The following is a 17,695-nucleotide window of genomic DNA, read 5'->3' as shown; positions in this document are numbered from 1 at the left end:
CTGCTTCTTCAGTGTTGGTCTGCGAATTCTTCCCCATTACAAAAAAATCAATTTGCTCATTGACTTCACCAATTTAACACTGTAAAATAAGGCCGATTCATAATTTACCATTTTTAGTGGTAAAATACAAGCGAACAAGTTAATTTTTCACAAGTTTTTCCTATCATAAAGTGTACCTTCTTTTTGATAAACTTACGAAGATAACGTTTAATAGGAGCTAAAATCATGGAACCGAAATTATCAAAAGACACGATTATTGCAGCCGCATTTTCTTTGTTAGAAAAAAGTCCCACTTTAGAACAACTTTCTATGCGTAAAGTCGCCAAACAGCTTGGTGTACAGGCGCCCGCAATTTATTGGTATTTTAAAAATAAGCAAGCCTTACTTCAAAGTATGGCTGAAGCGATTGAAGAGCACTTTCAAGAACCTGCATTATGTGGTGAATGGTATTCTGACTTACTAGCCTTCATGGAAAACTATTATGATCTCTATCAACAATTTCCCTGTGCCGTAGCTATCGAAATCCAAACCGTCCCTGCCTATCCCCAACGATTACGCCATTTGAATCAAATGATGGGCATTTTAAGAGAAGCAGGTTTTTCACCAGAAATGACTCATTTAGCAGTAACGTCTTTACAACATCTTTTATTTGGGATGATTATGGACGCAACGGAGGAAAAACAGCTCGTTTCGCAAGTGTTGAACGGAGATGACTATCTAAAAGAACAAGTGCTGCACATGAAACAATATGTCTCTGACAATGAGTTAACATACATGGAAGAAAGCATTCAATTTCGGCGCTCCATCCACCAAAAATCCGCCTTTATTCAAGCCGTTAAAACCTACTTAGATGGGTTGCAAGCAGACAACACATCTTCATTTAAATAAAAAAAGCCCTTGGTCCGTCAGTCATTTCGACTGACGGACCAAGGGTTAACTTTTAAAATAAATATTGAAAACTACTTTCTCTATTTTGGTATTGGTAGCCAAGCCAAGGCTTTTTGAATCCATTCATCCCAGAACACCCAGTCATGTTCTCCTGGTCCAGTTTCAAAAGTGTAACTTGCCTGTGCCTGTTCCAACGCTTGAGCCATCTGTTGATTAGCAGAAAGTAACATATCTTGCTCCCCACAACAAAGGTAAAATTGGGGCATTTCTGTTTGGCTTTCTACTAATTGTTGTAGTAAATACAGCGGATCGTGAATAGAACCTTCAATTTGATCTAACGGGCCAAAAATACCTTCCCAATAGCTTCGCTTACGGACTTTTAATAATTCCCCAAAACTAGTGGATGATAAACTGACTGCCCCAGACAAAGAAGCAACGGCTGCAAAAGATTCTGGTTTAGCTAATCCTAATTTCAAGGCGCCATAACCACCCATTGACAAACCAGCGGCAAAGGTTTTTTCTCGTTTTGTACTTAACTGTGGAAAGAGTTGATGACAAATTTCCGGTAATTCTTCTGAGATAAACGTCCAATAGTTCATATCGTATTGCGTGTCCGTATACCAAGCTAAATCCGTGGACGGCATAATGACAGCAATCCCCAAATCAGCGACATACCGCTCAATAGAGGTTCTGCGAGCCCAGACGCTGTGATTCCCTCCCATCCCATGTAATAAATACAACACGGGAATATCTGTCAATGCTGCTTGGGTACTTGTGCCCACTTTTTTTACCGTTTCTTGTGGTAAAATTACGTTCACATTCACTTCCATTTCCAATACATTTGAATAAATATTTGCTTGTAAAAAGGCCATCTACTTTTCCCTCCAATACTCTTTCTATTAGTGTACCACTAAACCTTCGCTCGTTGCGCTTTTGCGAAAATATTTAACAAAAGAGCGACAACAACTAAGCCCGCACCGACTAAGTAAACATTATGCAGACCTGCATAGAGGATACCGCGTAATGGTTTTAACAACGCAGCTGGAATTAAATTTGCAGTATGTGGATTCACTAATTGATTCATGACATCTGCATCGACGTTTAACGCGCTCGCTTCCAATTTCGCAAACATTCCTGCATTTAAAATCACACCAAAAATTGACACCATCACAGTCTGCCCAATTGTACGCACCAACGTATTAAACGATGTTGCAACCCCCATTTTTTCAGGCTCCACTGTACTTTGTGCTGTCACCGTAGTCGTTGTGATAGTAATCCCAAAACCAACTCCTAAGACAGAAGACACTACAAAGAAAAGCCAAAACGGAACGGCCATTGGCATTACCACTAAAAAGATGGCCCCGACTAATAGAATCGATAACCCAATCGTTAAGACTTTTTTCATAGCATATTTTTCCATAAAGCTACTTGCTATAAATGATCCAGCCATCCAAAGTAACGACATAGGCGCTAAAACTAAGCCACCAATTCCTGCACTTTTTCCTAAGACACCTTGCATCCACATCGGAATGTAGACATCAATCCCCATTAAGAAACCGCTAATAAGCGCTGCAATAAGATTTACTAAAACAAACGTTGGTTGATTAAATAAATGCAAATCAATCACTGGGTCTTGCGCGCGTTTTTCTATCATCACAAACGCTACAAAAAAGAGCACACTCAAACTCAAACAACCAAATGTTACTAATGTAAAACCATTATCGCTAATCATTTGAAAACCTAGCAATAACGTTAGCAGCACTGCCATCAAAGTGACGCTGCCCAAAATATCCATTGGCATCTTGGTCCGTTCCCGCTTTGGTTCAACTAAGAAAATACTAATCAAGCCCAATAAAACAAGTCCAATAGGAACATTAATGAAGAAAATCCAATGCCAACCGACTGTATCTACAATAAAACCACCTGCTAACGGACCAAAAATACTAGCAATTCCCCAGGCGGCACTGTTTAAACCTAAAATTTTCGCTCGCTTGTCCAATGAATACATATCGGCAATAATCGTTAACGCAACTGGTAAAATTGCGCCTGCCCCCACACCTTGAATTGCGCGGGCAATAATTAAGGTCAACATATCTTGGGCAAAGCCACACAACGAGGAGCCCAAAATAAAAATAATAATGCCAATCATGAAGACAGGTTTACGACCAATTTTATCCGCAAGTTTCCCATAAATCGGTGTTAACATCGCATTCGTTAATAAATAAATTGAAAATACCCAGTTCATAATTTCCATGCCATGTAACGAGCCGACAATCGTTGGCATCGCAGTAGACACAATGGTCCCTTCAATGGCTGTCATAAATGTTGCCACAAAAACACTCACCGTGACTAACTTAACATTTGTTTCTTTTGCCATTTGTTCACATCCTTTTCTATTCAATTGTCAATTTTCTAAATTGCTCCATAGCTATTCTATACAAAAAAGAACAAAATGTCTTAAAAAAATGCTTTTTCATAAAAAAATTATTGCAAAAAAAACAAGAAGTCAGCCAATACTTGGCTGACTTCTTGTTTTTTTTATTTAATTATTCAGCTAAACTAGCTTTTAACGCTTCAACTTTATCTGTTTGTTCCCAAGGTAAATCAATATCTGTTCGACCAAAATGACCATAAGCCGCAGTTTGTTTATAAATTGGGCGACGTAAATCTAGCATTTCAATAATACCTGCTGGACGTAAATCAAAGTTTTTACGAACTGCTTCGATTAATTTACTTTCTGGAAGATCACTCGTACCAAACGTATTAATAGAAATAGACACTGGTTGCGCCACACCAATTGCATAAGCTAATTGGACTTCTACTTTTTTCGCCAAACCAGCAGCAACAATGTTTTTCGCGATATAACGCGCAGCATAACTAGCAGAGCGGTCAACTTTGGTTGCATCTTTTCCAGAAAAAGCACCGCCGCCATGACGAGCATAACCGCCATAAGTATCAACGATAATTTTACGACCAGTTAAGCCGGCATCTCCTTGAGGGCCACCGATTACAAAGCGACCAGTTGGGTTGATAAAGTATTTTGTTTCATCATCTAAAAGTTCATGAGGAATCACCTCATTGATTACTTGTTCTTTAATGTCTTTTTCGATTTGTTCTAAGGTTGTTTCATCATCATGTTGTGTACTGATGACAATCGTATCCACACGTTGTGGTTGACCTTGATCATCATATTCCACTGTTACTTGAGATTTTGCATCAGGACGTAAGTAAGGTAAGACTTTTTCCTTCCGCAATTCTGCTAAACGGCGAACCAAACGATGACTTAACGCGATCGGTAATGGCATTAATTCTGGTGTTTCGTCAACGGCAAAACCAAACATTAAGCCTTGGTCGCCAGCGCCAATATCGTCTTTTTCATCTTGATCACGCACTTCTAAGGCTGCGTCAACCCCTTGAGCGATATCAGGTGATTGCTCATCGATTGCTACAAGAACTGCGACAGTCTCTCCATCAAATCCATATTTTGCTCGTGTATAACCAATATCTTTCACAGTTTGACGAACAATTTTTTGGATATCTACATAAGCTGTTGTAGAAATTTCTCCAAATACTAGGACTAAACCAGTTGTTACGGATGTTTCACATGCCACGCGGGCCATCGGATCTTTCTCCAAAATCGCATCTAAAATTGCATCACTGACTTGGTCAGCTACCTTATCTGGATGTCCTTCTGAAACGGATTCTGATGTAAATAAATGTCTTTCTGTCATAATGTTATTCCCCCTAAATAGTTTCGGTTACAAGGCATCTTTAGCCAGTAACGACAATTACTTGCTAAATCCTTTCGGGAACTTGTAACAAAAACAGTATACCAGATATCTAAAAAAAAAGCTTAGGTTTTCAAGAAAATCATTAACCTATTATAAATTTCTATCACACTATTCAATAAAGAATAGCGAATTTTTAACTATCTTACTTGTTGCCATAGTTAGCAAAATACTACAACTTATTAAAAACAGAAAATAAAGTAAAATCTTTACTAAAGAAAACTGTACATTGAATAAAATATAGGCACTTGCGAGAATGCCACCTAAAGTCAGCGAACAAAAAACAGAAAGATACTCTGCCACCTTTTTATCTTTGATAATTACCGAAAGCAATAGAACTAAACTTCCTAACAGGTAAGTAATAAAAGGTAAAGTAACTACGTTCTGTGGTGCCAAGAGATAAAGATATGGACTCTTTTGGTTATTTAAAATAACAAGACTAATAAGTAGTTGAAACACTTGAAAAGGTACACTAATCATTACAGCAACCACTATTTTCCCAACAACTACCCTAGTTATATTGACAGAAGACAGAAGTAATAGAGGTAAGGTCATTTGCTTTTTTTCTTGAAGCATTGTACTCATGATAAACATAGCAGCAAAACTACCGGCCAAAGTAAAGCTGGAAAATAAGTTAGCTTCATTTGGCAAAACAATTCCTTCTGAACCGCCGCTTTTACTAATGAAAACTGTAAAAAAAATCAAATAAAGCATTAAACTGAAATATTTCCAAAGATGACTTTTTAATTCCAGAAACTCACGTTTAATCACTACTTGGATTTCATAAAAAAATTCTTTATTCATGGTGTCCACCTACTTTTTCCAAATAGATTTCTTCTAAATTGACTCCTATATTTGGCTCATTGAAGCAGACTTTTCCATTATTTAATATTAAAAAATTAGTACATATTTCTTCAACGAAAGCTAAATCATGACTATTAATTAAAATGATTTTTCCTGCTTCTTTTAAATGAATAATTAATTGTCGTAACTTCTTTTTCATTTCTGGATCTAAAGCATTCGTAGGTTCGTCAAAATAATAAGCTTCACTCTCTCTTAAAAAAAGCATTGCTAAAGCAACTCTTTTTTTTAATCCCTGTGACAATTTATCTACACGTTTAAACTGATAGTCTATTAATCCAAATTCTTTTAACACTTGTTTCAATTTTTTTGACTTTTGTTTTTCCCCCGACAGCTCCAATTTAAAAAGTATATTTTCTCTGACTGTCAGTCGTTCATAGAAACCACCCATTTCCGGAAGATATTCTACTTTTTTTATATAATTATGTACTACACCTTTGCTCGGCTTCAGCAATCCTAAAACTAAATAACTTAGTGTCGTTTTTCCCGCACCGTTGTGCCCGAGAATCCCCCAACATTGTCCTTTTTCGATTTTCCAATTAATATCTTCCAAAACAAAATAATTTTTTTTGTAGAAAAAACTAATATCTTTAGCATAAATTTCGCTGTTCTCACTCCGATTTTCTCTCATTATCTACCTCCTATAAAAACGATGATTATTTATTTATCGTAACGTAAACACCATATTTTGTAAACGATTTCTTCATCTGTAACAAAAAACTTCCAGCCTCTTTCATCTGAGCTGGAAGTTTTTTGCTACTGTAAAATTTTCTCCGCGATAAAGTGTGTATATTGCTCGCCGCCTGCCACATTTGGATGAACTCGGTCATCATAAAACCAATCATCATGGGCGTTACTATAATTAAACCAGTCAATGACCGTTAAGTTATCGTATTTTTTGTCCATTTGACTAAGTAAACTATTCACTTGATTTTGCCATCTTCTAGTTGGGACGCGAACATTAATCCAATAAACTTTTCGATTACCTAACGCTTTCATAAATTCATCAAATTGTGCCTCTGTAAAAGGACCATTCGTACCTAAACTCACTAAAACAGTATCTTTGAGCATTTTCTTTTTGTCTAGTTCACCAATTAGTGAAATGCTACTATACAATTGACGGCCCACTTCTCCATCGATAATCATTTTAGGGAAAATATCTTGTAACCCGCTAGCACCATCTAGAATAACAGAATCACCAATAGTTGTGATTTCTAAATTCTGCGCTTTTTTTACTTGCTCTGGTGTGAGTTGTGTGGGTAGAACGTCTTGGCTTTCACTCGGTTTTGTACTACTTTCTGTGGACGTGCTACTATTTTTCGTGCCACTTTCTTGGACTTCTTTTTTACGTTCTTCAATTTTTTGCTGATTTTTCGCAATATTTTTTTCTAGTTGCTCTTGTTGCGCACTTTTAGCGTTTGCTGGAGCCACAATTAAACCGAATACTGCAATCACGCTAATCACTGTCATAAAGGCCATTGTCCCTTTTTCACGAAGGTCCCACGGTTTCCGTAAGAATTCAGTGAATTGAGTCCAGACATCCTTATAAGACAATCGTGTCAGTGGATGTTCGATAAAACGATATGACAATTCGCTCACGACTAAAATTAATGCTATTTCAACCAATGAATGTAGAAAAACATGGTCCGATAAGGTCTTAATTTTGGCCTCATAAAAAATCATGATTGGGAATTGATACAAGTAAATGCCATAACTCCGTTTACCTATCCACGTAAAGACTGGATTCGTTAACCAACGATTCATATCTGCCCCTGGATGTGCAGTGACGGCCACTAAGACAGTGGCTGCCAAACTAATTAAAAACATGCCGCCATAATAAACAAAATTTGTATGATCTGATAATGTTAAAAAGGCTAATACTAAAAGAACTAAGGCACTTAACCCAGCGCCATTTAAGATTTTTTTGGAGGCTTCTGGAATTTCTTCTTTCAAACGTGTGCTTGGCCAAACATACGCCAATGCACTACCTAGTAAAATAGAAAAAACACGTGTGTCTGTTCCATAATAGACACGTGTAGGATCTGCGCCAGGAACATATAAAACGGCCATCAGCGTCACCGAAATCAAGGCGCCGATTAAAACTAAACTGAAAATTCGACCGCGCTTACGAACAAAGCGTTCCAGAAGAATAAAAAGTAATGGCCAAATTAAATAATTTTGCGCTTCAACTGCCAATGACCAAATATGTACAAATGGCGATTGTGTCGCAAATCCATCAAAATAAGAAAACCCTTTAAAAATTTGCCACCAGTTGTTGTAATAAAAAATACTACTAGCGACAACGCTGCGAATATTGTTTAATAAATCCTGCTGAAAGAGTGTAATATAACTAACTGCACTTAAAAGCATCACAATTAATGCTGGATACAGCCGTTTCATCCTTCGCACATAAAATCCTTTTAAATCAATGGTCTGATTTTCTGCCCATTCTTGCCGCAACAAGTCGTTAATAAGATAACCTGAAACAACAAAGAAAATCGGAACACCTAAGTAGCCACCTCGCATGACTTGGGGAAAAAGGTGATACAAAATCACGCCAATTACAGCGATCGTCCGAATGCCATCAAAACCTGTAATATAGCGTTTTTTCTTGCTATTTGCTGTCTGATTCATTTGTGCTTTCCAACTTTTCTATAAAATTATTCTTTTCCTTTATTTAAAGAAGCAAGTAACTTTAATATACGTTTTTTCCTAGGAAATGGCAAGCAAACTTTGCCTCCTTTAGGCTTTTTTTACAATTCAAAAAACCAACATTTTTTAAATTGTAAAAAAACAATCAAAGCTTATGAAAATCACTCATAAGCTTTGGTTGTTTACTCATATCGTTTTCGTTTAGATGAAGATGGAATCCCTAAGGCTTCACGATACTTTGCCACCGTTCGCCGGGATATTTCCATGCCTGAATCTTTTAATCGCTCGACTAATTTTTGATCAGATAACGGTTTACTTTTTACTTCTTCATCAATTAATTTTTGTAGTTGCTTTTTAACCATTGTTGTTGAGACATCCTCGCCATCTTCTTCTGATGAAAGAATACTTGTGGAGAAGAATGAGCGCAATTCAAAGACGCCAAACGTGGTTTCTAGATATTTTCCATTGACCGCACGACTAACTGTCGATTCATGAATAGACAAAGCATCCGCAATTTCTTTTAAAGTCATTGGTTTTAATGGCCGATCTGCTTCTAAAAAGAAGGCTTCTTGACGGCGCACAATTTCTTGCCCTACACGTAGAATTGTATCCCCCCGCTGATTCACTGCGCGCTCTAACCATTCAAATTCGTTTTTCTTATCCTTAATATATTCTTGGACTTCTTTGTCGTCAGTCTCTTGCATTCGTTTGAAATAATTTTCTTGAAAATTTAATGTCGGTCGACCGGCTTTGTTGGAAATCACCACTATTCGATCTTCCTTGATTCGGACAGTTAAATCTGGTCGAATATACAATTCCTCGGTCGCATCAAAAATATTCCCTGGCGCTGGCGATAACGTTTGTATATAATCAAAGATCAATTGAATTTCTGCTAATTCAATCCCGAATTTTTTAGCTAACGGGCCCCATTTACGACTCACTAAGGCATCAAACTCTTCCTCCAATAAAATATACGCTAAATTAGGTGCGGTATCGTCTCGTTCTGTTTGTAGCATCAAACATTCTTGTAAATTGCGTGCCCCCACACCTGCTGGATCTAGCTGTTGTAACAAAGTTAATGCATCTAGCATTTGAATGGCGCTTGCTTCGGTTTTCTCTGCCGCTTCTTCTAACGAAATCGTTAAATAACCATTCACGTCTATATATTCTACTAAAAACAATACCAATGTTCGCAAGTATGTATCTCGATAATTCAAATGAATTTGATCAATTAAAGACTCAAATAATGATAAATGATAGTCTGGAATTTGATTCATATAATTATTTTCTTCGTCTTGGTTGGTGTAAGAACGACTAGTTATCGGAAAATCTGTGGTGTACTGCGTGTCTACTTGTAAATCAATTAATGGATTCTCTAGTGCTTTCGCTTCAACAAAGGCAGCGAGTTCTTCCGTATTAAATTGTAAAATTTGAATGGATTGTTGAAGCTGTTGAGTCATGGCCAACTTCTGGACTTGTTTTTGTTGTTGGGACATTCGTTGCTCAAATTTCATTATTTTCGTCCTCCCTCTTGTAATTTTTGTCAATATCAGCTAAACTAGTATTCGTGCCGCGCCCTTAGTGTAGTGGATATCACGTAAGATTCCGGTTCTTGAGACGGGGGTTCGATTCCCTCAGGGCGCGTTATTCAATTACAGAGAATACTGATTTTAAGAGACATTTTCCTTTTGAAAATGTCTCTTTGCTTTTTCACCTTCTTCATTGTAGCCTATAATGGTACTTTTTTCTATCTACCATATAAAATTTCTAATTATTATAATTTAAAAAAATAGTTAAAAAAACAATAGAACCCTATTGAGTGCCAAAAAAGAATTTTTACAATATAGATGGTATAGACGTCAGTTAATCAGGTACATATTTTTGCTCCTTAAACAAAAAATGAGGAGAATGGGACAATAGTCCTTTCTCCAAAAATATTATCCAAAATTCTTCTCATATCTTCTTTATCCATATCCATAATCGTTTGACTAATTAATCTATAATCCTCATCAAAGTATTTCATACGAGATTTTCTTTCAACTTTATGTAAAACATCTTTTAACTGTTTCTTTGTAATTGGATTAATCTTCTTAGGAAAACGTTGATGAAAAATCGCCTTAATATCAAAATATACACCTAATTCATCCGTAGCTAAATCAGGATACCTCTTTTCCAAATTGTCATACATCATAAATATTTCGTTTTGAGACTCTTCTGACGGAAGACCGTAAAATAAATCTCTAAACTTCTTTCTTATACTTTGAGAAATTCTTGGTTCAACGTAAGAAGAAACAAATTCAAATAAAGAAATCTGTAAGTTACCAAGAACGCCTATTAGTTCATTAACCGTCAATTCTTTTTTCCCATTTTCGATTCGTGAATACACAGCTGATCCCATCACGTTTTTTCTTGAATCTTTCTGCTTCATTCCAGAATCGATTCTCACTTCTCTAACTAACTCATTAATCGCTTTTTCTTTCATATGTACTTCCTCCTTTTAATTAGAATATAATCAATTTTTGAGTAAAAAAAGATATGCACTAATAAGTGATATCTTTTTACTCACTCTCTATGACTATCTAGCTCTATTTTTAAAACCTATTAACCCTATTCAATTAATAGGTTTTATACATAATTTTAATGTTCTTCTTTCAACTTTATCTTATTAATTAAATCTGTATACAATTTATTATTATTTACTACAACTAACATTATCTTTTTTCTTGATCTTGTAATGGCTTGATAAAACATTCTTTCTGGATCATAATGATTGCTATATCTTACAGTTAACCTATTGTCTGTACCATAATAGAATATGTCTCCTAGTAAAACTAATACATTATCGAATTCCTGCCCAACTACTCCATGCACAGAAGGCCCTATATCTAGTTTCATTCTCTCGATAAAATGACCACCATATTTTTGTGCAGTATAATCTATTACTTGCCAACCTTCGTTAGTCATTTCATTAGCAAAATCTTTAGCCGATTCTATTGATGAAAAGTAATGTAAAGAAATATTGTCAAAACATTTACAATAGTGCATCTTATCTAAGTTCTGTATTCCTTTAACAAAAGCCGCTAATTCTTTATTAGAACGAATTTTTTCCCCTAACTCATATTGATTGTAAGAATTTGTATCAATAATAGTTTGTAAATTTTTGTAATCCTTTTCCCAAACACCTAAAATTTGTTTTGGATCAATTGAAAAAATTGCTTTTATTTCATTTTCTTTTACATAATCTATAACAAATTCTAACTGACTAGGTTTAAACCGTTGTGTTTCATCTACAAAAATCACATCTGGACTCATTTCTCTTAAAGTTAAACAATCTTTAGCGGCAACAATATTCATTCCGTATTGTTGCTTTAACTTTAAATGTCCCAAATTTAAAATACCGCAATGTATAATAGCTATTTTACACGTTCTAAAATATTCTTTCGCTAAATCATATAACAATAATGATTTACCTGTTCCAGGCCTCCCTATTATTACTTCAAACCTTTTATTAGAATCTAAAATCTTTCTTTTAATCTCTTCTTGATGTAAAGTTAAAAAATAAGAATTTTCCATAAACAATTCTGTACTATTAAAAGGCGAAATTAAAAAAATCGTGGGATCAAACAGACTATCAATATCCTCAACATGCATTACTGCTTGGGAATCAATCAATCGACTTAACTCATTAAAAGTAGTCTCATGAAAATCCCCTCCTTCAGTTAAAGAATAGATCGTATTCTCATCACTAAAATAAGTAAATAGAAATAATTTCTTTTTTTGACTACTTAAATAGTATTTATTTTTGTTTAATTGCTCATATGCTTTTTCTTTATTATTACCAGTCTTCAGCTCGATATTCAATATATAGTCATCGCCAAACCTTAACAAATCAAATTCTTTGTTAATCTGTGGAATTGTATAGCCAATGTAGAAATAACTATATCTACGATAAGAACCATTAAAATTGTTGATTAATTCTTTTATTTGATATATTTCTGTATCTCTAATATCAAATTCTAGAAATAATTTATTCTTTTTAAATGTCTCTTCTGTAAGATTCTCGAAAGATTCTATTAATGATAATAGATTAATCGGTTTTTTCACTTGTTTAAACTCTCCTTTGATTTCAGCAAGGCTACCAAATATCCATCATTTATATTTAGCTAATTGCCTATTAAATTTTTACATATACGTTTTATTAAAAAGGCATCTCTACATTATCAATACTTACTCTACACCCCTACATTACTTAAACCAATTATTATTTTTAAATATCACTGTAGTTTTTAATTAACATCTACTCTCTTTGATCAAATGTTTCAATTTCAAATTCAGGCATTATATTCTTAAAACTTTCTGCTGGAGTTTTCCACGAATTTGTATTGATTTGTTTCAATACAGGTATTGCTTCAGAAAAAGTATTTGACGGTAATTTCCATGAATTCATATTAACTTTTGTGATTTCAGACATTGTTTCAGAAAGGCTTTTTGCTGGGACTGTCCATGAATTTGTATTGATTTGCTTGAACGCAGGTATTATCTCAGAAAAGTTATTTGACGGCAATTTCCATGAACTCATATCAACTTTTGCGATTTCAGACATTGTTTCAGAAAAACTTTTTGCTGATGTTTTCCATGGATTTTCAGCATATTTGTGTATTACAGACAATGTATCTAATATATTTTCTGTTATTTCGTAGTCTACTTTATCCTTTCTAATCCAATGATTTTTAATGTAGCCCTCAAAATCATCAGCAACAATATTTATATCTTCCTTCTCAACATCGCCAGTTAATATCTTTTGGAAAGCATTTTCTAAATGCCCGATATATTTCTTTAGTTTTTTTATTAACTCACTATATATGGAACTTTTCAATTCTTTATTATGTCCTACCGTATTTCTTCCTTTTCTGATCAATTTCATATCTTCATGAATTTCATCTAATTCAATATCTACATATTTATTAAATATTTCCTCCCATAAAGAAAACGGATTAGATACTACAGCACCATTGTTACATATATAGCTCAAAAGATTTTCACTATTTAATTCCCTAAATCTTACAACATTCTCTTCATTTTCAATACTCACTGATATATAGTTCCTACCAAATAAATAATCTTCTAAATCAAACAAAGTCATTTCTTGCAAAAGATTATTGGAATCGTATTTTCCTTCTAGGTTTTTTTTTATTGCCTTTCTTTTTTCTTCTGAAATAGATTCTTCTATCCACGGTCCAGTAAAATAAGAAGGTGAAAGAAGGTAAATGAATTTTCTAATAGACCACTCATACTTATGAAGATACGGGATTAATTTTTTTGAAAAAAACAAGGCATTTGTATCTAGAAGAGTTGTACTATTCAATTTTTTCATACTTAGTTTTATATTCACTTCATTTAAAAATTCTTGAAAAGCCACCACTTCGTTTATTCCCACTCTACCATTCTTTTCATATTTATAAATAACATGTAATGATTCATTATATGTTATTGTCTCAAAATCAAAATAAAATACTTTTCCTTCGAATTCATATTTTATTTGTGAGTTCATTCCATAACAAGATAGTACTTCTTGAAATATTTCAAGAATTGCTTCGTTTAAATCTTTTTTTGAAAAGTATAAATATTCAACTACTTGCTTTCCCATTATCATCCCCCCGTATTTACTACTATTCAGTATCACAAAAACTATTCACAATATAATTATACACCTAATAGTATTATTTAAGAACAATTTAAAAGAATAAATTCAAAAAGCAACAACCGCTAACACAAGTGCTAACAATCATTGCTTTTTGAACTTATTTACTGTACAAATAAAGACATTAAAAACCAATATCCTCAATATATTTCAACAAAAACTACTATCTAAAGCCATAATTTCTGTATATTTCACTTATAACTACAACTGAAACATGTAGTAACTTTAAGTTGTTAAAAGAACATTATTCAAATTAAGTAGTGTTATTTAATTATGTAGTCTTCTCTTTCAAAATAGGGACGAACCTTAAACATTCAATAAAATTTATTACATCTATCAAAAGTATCAATTATTTATATATCAATACTACTGATCTCCACAAAAACCATCAATAAAAATAGAATGCTTGGTTCAACTACTAAAGTTTACGATGAGATAATTATTGCGACAAATAAAGACTTAATATTACAACAAAAAATTTTTACTAAAATGCATGAAATTATCCATTACTATAGAGATATTCCATACATTAATAGCCAAACGCACGCTTTTTCCGATATGACTTCCGAAAAATGAATACTTTCCAGAAGACCTTCCAAAAGAGTACAGAGCAAATGCTGGAGCAAGTATTTTAATGGCTAACGATACTGCTTTTCATTACGTAATAAAAAAATTTAATTCTTTTAAAGAAGTAACTAACTATTTCTTTATGAGTAAATCTACATTAAGAAATAAAATTATAGATATAAAATTATCTCCCTTCAATAATTTTAGTACATATTCTCATTAGTTTCTATGATTAAAAATAGATTCCACCATTTTATACATGACCTCCCATAAGATATATTTTCCTCATTAATAATATGAAAAATTAAAAGAGCAGAGATTTTCACCTCTGCTTTCTAATAGATAATTTTTTTAAACTAGTCTATTCTCCAATTACTATTATTCAATTTTAAAATAACTCTGAACTAAATATTTAGTTCTTACTTTGAATTTTTTTTATTAGAATATCGAGACCAACCGATACCTAATGCACAAATTACTAATAGAATTAAACCAGCATAAAAAATATTTGAATCTATTTTGGTACCTGTTGAAGGCAAGAATCTATTTTTTTCAACCTTACTTCTGAATCCTTTTCCAACTTCATTACCATTGCTACTATTAATATTTTTTTTAGGAATATATGGGATATCAATCGAATTCCCTGACTCTGGAATTGTTACTTCAATATTCCCTGTTGGTTTATCATATCCTGGAATTTCTGGAATATCTTTGTTTGGTATTACAATCTTATCTCCTGGTTTTCCTGGATACCTCGGGAAATCGATTCCTTCGTGCGGGATTTCTTTTCCTTCTGGGTCCACTGGATGCGTTGGGGTATCTTTTTCCTCTTTAGGTTTATTAGGTATTTCTGTCTCTTTCTTTGGTACGTATGGGATATCAATTGAATTCCCTGGTTCTGGAATTGTTACTTCAATGTCTCCTGTTGGTTTATCATATCCTGGAATCTCTGGAATATCTTTGTTTGGTATTACAATCTTATCCCCTGGTTTTCCTGGATAGCTCGGGAAGTCGATTCCTTCGTGCGGGATTTCTTTTCCTTCTGGGTCCACTGGACGCGTTGGGGTATCTTTTTCCTCTTTAGGTTTATTAGGTATTTCTGTCTCTTTCTTTGGTACGTATGGGATATCAATTGAATTCCCTGGTTCTGGAATTGTTACTTCAATGTCTCCTGTTGGTTTATCATATCCTGGAATCTCTGGAATATCTTTGTTTGGTATTACAATCTTATCCCCTGGTTTTCCTGGATAGCTCGGGAAGTCGATTCCTTCATGTGGAATTTCATTGCCTTCTGGATCAACTGGACGTGTTGGTGTTTCTGTATCTTTCTTCGGTACGTATGGGATATCAATTGAATTCCCTGGTTCTGGAATTGTTACTTCAATGTCTCCTGTTGGTTTATCATATCCTGGAATCTCTGGAATATCTTTGTTTGGTATTACAATCTTATCTCCTGGTTTTCCTGGATAGCTCGGGAAGTCGATTCCTTCGTGTGGAATTTCATTGCCTTCTGGATCAACTGGACGTGTTGGTGTAGGTGTCTCTGTAACATCGACATCATTAGTTGGTGTCTGCGAATCTTCGGGATATTCCGTAGTTACTTTTGCAGTATTTGTTAGTCTTCCACTATCTTGTTTTGTAACTCTTGCATTAAATGTAATAAAAATTGGAACCTCATACGTGATAACGTCAAGTTTTGTTTTAATACCATTTTCTTTAATGGACTCATTTACTACAGATTCCCCATTTATCGCTAACGTGTCGGGAACTAATTCTAGCCCTTCTGGTAATTCATCTTCAACGACAACATTTAATAGACTTGTATCTTTATTAAGGTTTTTTGCTTCAATAGTGTATGTGATAATATCTCCTAGCTTAGCTTCTTTAACATCAGAAACTTTGTTAGTTTCTAAAATACCCTTATTAGGTACAAAATCAAACTTATTTAATTTAAATTGTTGTAAGTTTGTACTACCACCAGTTGATGCAGAAATTAACAAAGTAGATAGCTCTCCGACAAAGTATTTATCTACCTGTTTGCTCCATCTTTTCCCATCATACTCAACAGATAAAGTTTTGCTATAACCAGAATACACAAATTTAATGGGCTTAAATTGATTATCAGTTGGTCTGGTAATTTCTTGAGCTGGAGCATCAGGTTCATCGTAAGTATTAGTCCAAATCTTTTCAGAATCTGCAGAGTCTACTTGGTTGTACATAAACGCCCCAAAAGAAGAAGTTTCATATCTTTTTGGATCAGGTCCTGCATGAAAACGTCCATTTCCTGTTATTCTATCTTCTCCAGCGTTGTAATAAGTATCTGCTTTCCAGCCAAAAGCGTTTGGTATATTTCCTAACCCTAATGTACTACCAAATCCACCAATTATATCTGTTGGATTAGGGTGAAAGCCAAAACTAATGCCATCTGCGCCCTTTTCTGCTTTATTTTTATTACCAATATTAACTTCACCATCTAAAGTAAAATCAGAATTTATATCAATTTGTGTTTTTAATGCTGCATTTCCAGCTTTATATTTTTCATCAGTTGTTAAAGTTAAAATACCTGAACTAGCATCATAAGTAGAATTGCCGTTTAATCTGAAGAAATATAAAAAATTATCTTTGTCAACAACAGCTCGACTACTATCTACTGTTCCTTGCGCCTCAGCCGACGTAAAGTTAAAACCCACATAGAGAATCTGAGTAATCGCTAGCAATAAAAGTGTTACTACTTTATAATTTATTTTTCTTTCCCAATATTCATGAACCCGCTCCTTGTATATACAAATTTTCGTTAGTGCTATGTTCCCACGGTATCATCCAATGATTCGATTGACAAAAATAATGCTTATACATTAAAAATAAATTATAAAAGAAGTTTGATTAATGCATCGTTTAAATCTTTTTTTGAAAAGTATAAATATTCAACTACTTTCTTTCCCAATAGCATCAATTCATAAATAAAAAAAATAAACTCAAAAGTAATAACTGCTAACACATGAGCTAACAATCATTGCTTTTTGAACTTATTTACTATGCAAACAAAGACATTAAAAACCAGTATTCTCAATACATTTCAACAGAAACTACTACCTAAAACCATAATCTCTGTATATTTCACTTATAACTACAACTAAAACATGTAGTACCTTCGAGTTGCAAAAAAAACATTATTCAAGTTAAGTAGCATTATTTAATTATGTAGTCTTCTCTTCCAAAATAGGGACGACTTTTAGGG

At 34.0% G+C, this 17,695-nt stretch carries 12 protein-coding genes, 1 tRNA gene and 1 riboswitch; of the genes, 2 read left to right on the top strand and 11 right to left on the bottom strand.

All coding sequences use genetic code 11. The annotated features are described in order from the left end of the window. Nucleotides 1-225: 225 nt before the first annotated feature. Nucleotides 226-888 carry a TetR/AcrR family transcriptional regulator gene (locus tag IGL17_RS02625; RefSeq protein WP_010713863.1) on the top strand — a complete coding sequence of 221 codons (663 nt, stop codon included), beginning with the start codon at nucleotides 226-228 and terminating at the stop codon, nucleotides 886-888. A gap of 80 nt (nucleotides 889-968) precedes the next feature. Here the strand turns inward: IGL17_RS02625 and IGL17_RS02620 are convergent, their stop codons facing one another. From IGL17_RS02620 to rpoN, 7 genes are all read right to left on the bottom strand, one after another. Further along, nucleotides 969-1,760, bottom strand: a complete 792-nt coding sequence (locus tag IGL17_RS02620) for an alpha/beta hydrolase (RefSeq protein WP_010822578.1) — start codon at nucleotides 1,758-1,760, stop codon at nucleotides 969-971. Nucleotides 1,761-1,798: 38 nt separating this feature from the next. After that, nucleotides 1,799-3,265 carry an MDR family MFS transporter gene (locus IGL17_RS02615; protein WP_002364774.1) on the bottom strand — a complete coding sequence of 489 codons (1,467 nt, stop codon included), beginning with the start codon at nucleotides 3,263-3,265 and terminating at the stop codon, nucleotides 1,799-1,801. Nucleotides 3,266-3,434: 169 nt separating this feature from the next. Further along, entirely contained in the window at nucleotides 3,435-4,619 is a 1,185-nt protein-coding gene (gene metK / locus IGL17_RS02610) for a methionine adenosyltransferase (RefSeq protein ID WP_002355656.1), read from the bottom strand. Then, nucleotides 4,617-4,712: riboswitch (SMK box riboswitch) on the bottom strand. Its footprint overlaps the gene before it by 3 nt. A gap of 75 nt (nucleotides 4,713-4,787) precedes the next feature. Continuing rightward, nucleotides 4,788-5,480: a hypothetical protein gene (locus IGL17_RS02605; RefSeq protein WP_016618223.1), complete on the bottom strand. Its 693-nt coding sequence runs from the start codon at nucleotides 5,478-5,480 to the stop codon at nucleotides 4,788-4,790. Then, the gene (locus IGL17_RS02600) at nucleotides 5,473-6,168 is read right to left on the bottom strand and encodes an ABC transporter ATP-binding protein (RefSeq protein WP_016618224.1); all 696 of its coding nucleotides are present in this window, start codon (nucleotides 6,166-6,168) and stop codon (nucleotides 5,473-5,475) included. The genes IGL17_RS02605 and IGL17_RS02600 overlap by 8 nt, the downstream gene beginning before the upstream one ends. A gap of 125 nt (nucleotides 6,169-6,293) precedes the next feature. Continuing rightward, nucleotides 6,294-8,171, bottom strand: a complete 1,878-nt coding sequence (locus IGL17_RS02595; RefSeq protein WP_002398099.1) for an acyltransferase family protein — start codon at nucleotides 8,169-8,171, stop codon at nucleotides 6,294-6,296. A 200-nt stretch (nucleotides 8,172-8,371) separates the two neighbouring features. Continuing rightward, the gene (gene rpoN, locus IGL17_RS02590) at nucleotides 8,372-9,703 is read right to left on the bottom strand and encodes an RNA polymerase factor sigma-54 (protein ID WP_002366210.1); all 1,332 of its coding nucleotides are present in this window, start codon (nucleotides 9,701-9,703) and stop codon (nucleotides 8,372-8,374) included. A gap of 58 nt (nucleotides 9,704-9,761) precedes the next feature. On the opposite strand from rpoN, the gene IGL17_RS02585 reads away from it, so the two are divergent. Continuing rightward, a tRNA-Arg gene (locus IGL17_RS02585) sits at nucleotides 9,762-9,833 on the top strand. Nucleotides 9,834-10,077: 244 nt separating this feature from the next. Here IGL17_RS02585 and IGL17_RS02580 read toward each other — a convergent pair. The 4 genes from IGL17_RS02580 to IGL17_RS02565 all read right to left on the bottom strand — a co-directional run bounded on the left by IGL17_RS02580 (nucleotide 10,078) and on the right by IGL17_RS02565 (nucleotide 17,174). Continuing rightward, nucleotides 10,078-10,671, bottom strand: a complete 594-nt coding sequence (locus IGL17_RS02580) for a helix-turn-helix domain-containing protein (protein ID WP_016618225.1) — start codon at nucleotides 10,669-10,671, stop codon at nucleotides 10,078-10,080. Between the two features lie 155 nt (nucleotides 10,672-10,826). Continuing rightward, entirely contained in the window at nucleotides 10,827-12,293 is a 1,467-nt protein-coding gene (locus IGL17_RS02575; RefSeq protein WP_016618226.1) for an AAA family ATPase, read from the bottom strand. 193 nt (nucleotides 12,294-12,486) lie between these two features. Then, nucleotides 12,487-13,836, bottom strand: coding sequence for a hypothetical protein (locus tag IGL17_RS02570; protein WP_025193341.1), 1,350 nt, complete (start codon nucleotides 13,834-13,836; stop codon nucleotides 12,487-12,489). A 1,040-nt stretch (nucleotides 13,837-14,876) separates the two neighbouring features. Next, nucleotides 14,877-17,174, bottom strand: a complete 2,298-nt coding sequence (locus tag IGL17_RS02565; RefSeq protein WP_202255330.1) for a lectin-like domain-containing protein — start codon at nucleotides 17,172-17,174, stop codon at nucleotides 14,877-14,879. Nucleotides 17,175-17,695: the final 521 nt, after the last annotated feature.

Origin of the sequence: Enterococcus sp. AZ088 (assembly GCF_051714845.1) — a bacterium.
In the GTDB taxonomy this organism is placed as follows: domain Bacteria; phylum Bacillota; class Bacilli; order Lactobacillales; family Enterococcaceae; genus Enterococcus; species Enterococcus faecalis.
The sequence above is the reverse complement of the archived record's forward strand: the minus strand, read 5'-3'. Positions and strand labels throughout refer to the sequence as shown.

What these genes read in the sequence shown, in the direction of transcription:
- IGL17_RS02625 (WP_010713863.1), top strand. Translation starts at nt 226, where the DNA reads ATGGAACCGAAATTATCAAAAGACACGATTATTGCAGCCGCATTTTCT.
- IGL17_RS02620 (WP_010822578.1), bottom strand. Translation starts at nt 1,760, where the DNA reads ATGGCCTTTTTACAAGCAAATATTTATTCAAATGTATTGGAAATGGAA.
- IGL17_RS02615 (WP_002364774.1), bottom strand. Translation starts at nt 3,265, where the DNA reads ATGGCAAAAGAAACAAATGTTAAGTTAGTCACGGTGAGTGTTTTTGTG.
- metK (WP_002355656.1), bottom strand. Translation starts at nt 4,619, where the DNA reads ATGACAGAAAGACATTTATTTACATCAGAATCCGTTTCAGAAGGACAT.
- IGL17_RS02605 (WP_016618223.1), bottom strand. Translation starts at nt 5,480, where the DNA reads ATGAATAAAGAATTTTTTTATGAAATCCAAGTAGTGATTAAACGTGAG.
- IGL17_RS02600 (WP_016618224.1), bottom strand. Translation starts at nt 6,168, where the DNA reads ATGAGAGAAAATCGGAGTGAGAACAGCGAAATTTATGCTAAAGATATT.
- IGL17_RS02595 (WP_002398099.1), bottom strand. Translation starts at nt 8,171, where the DNA reads ATGAATCAGACAGCAAATAGCAAGAAAAAACGCTATATTACAGGTTTT.
- rpoN (WP_002366210.1), bottom strand. Translation starts at nt 9,703, where the DNA reads ATGAAATTTGAGCAACGAATGTCCCAACAACAAAAACAAGTCCAGAAG.
- IGL17_RS02580 (WP_016618225.1), bottom strand. Translation starts at nt 10,671, where the DNA reads ATGAAAGAAAAAGCGATTAATGAGTTAGTTAGAGAAGTGAGAATCGAT.
- IGL17_RS02570 (WP_025193341.1), bottom strand. Translation starts at nt 13,836, where the DNA reads ATGGGAAAGCAAGTAGTTGAATATTTATACTTTTCAAAAAAAGATTTA.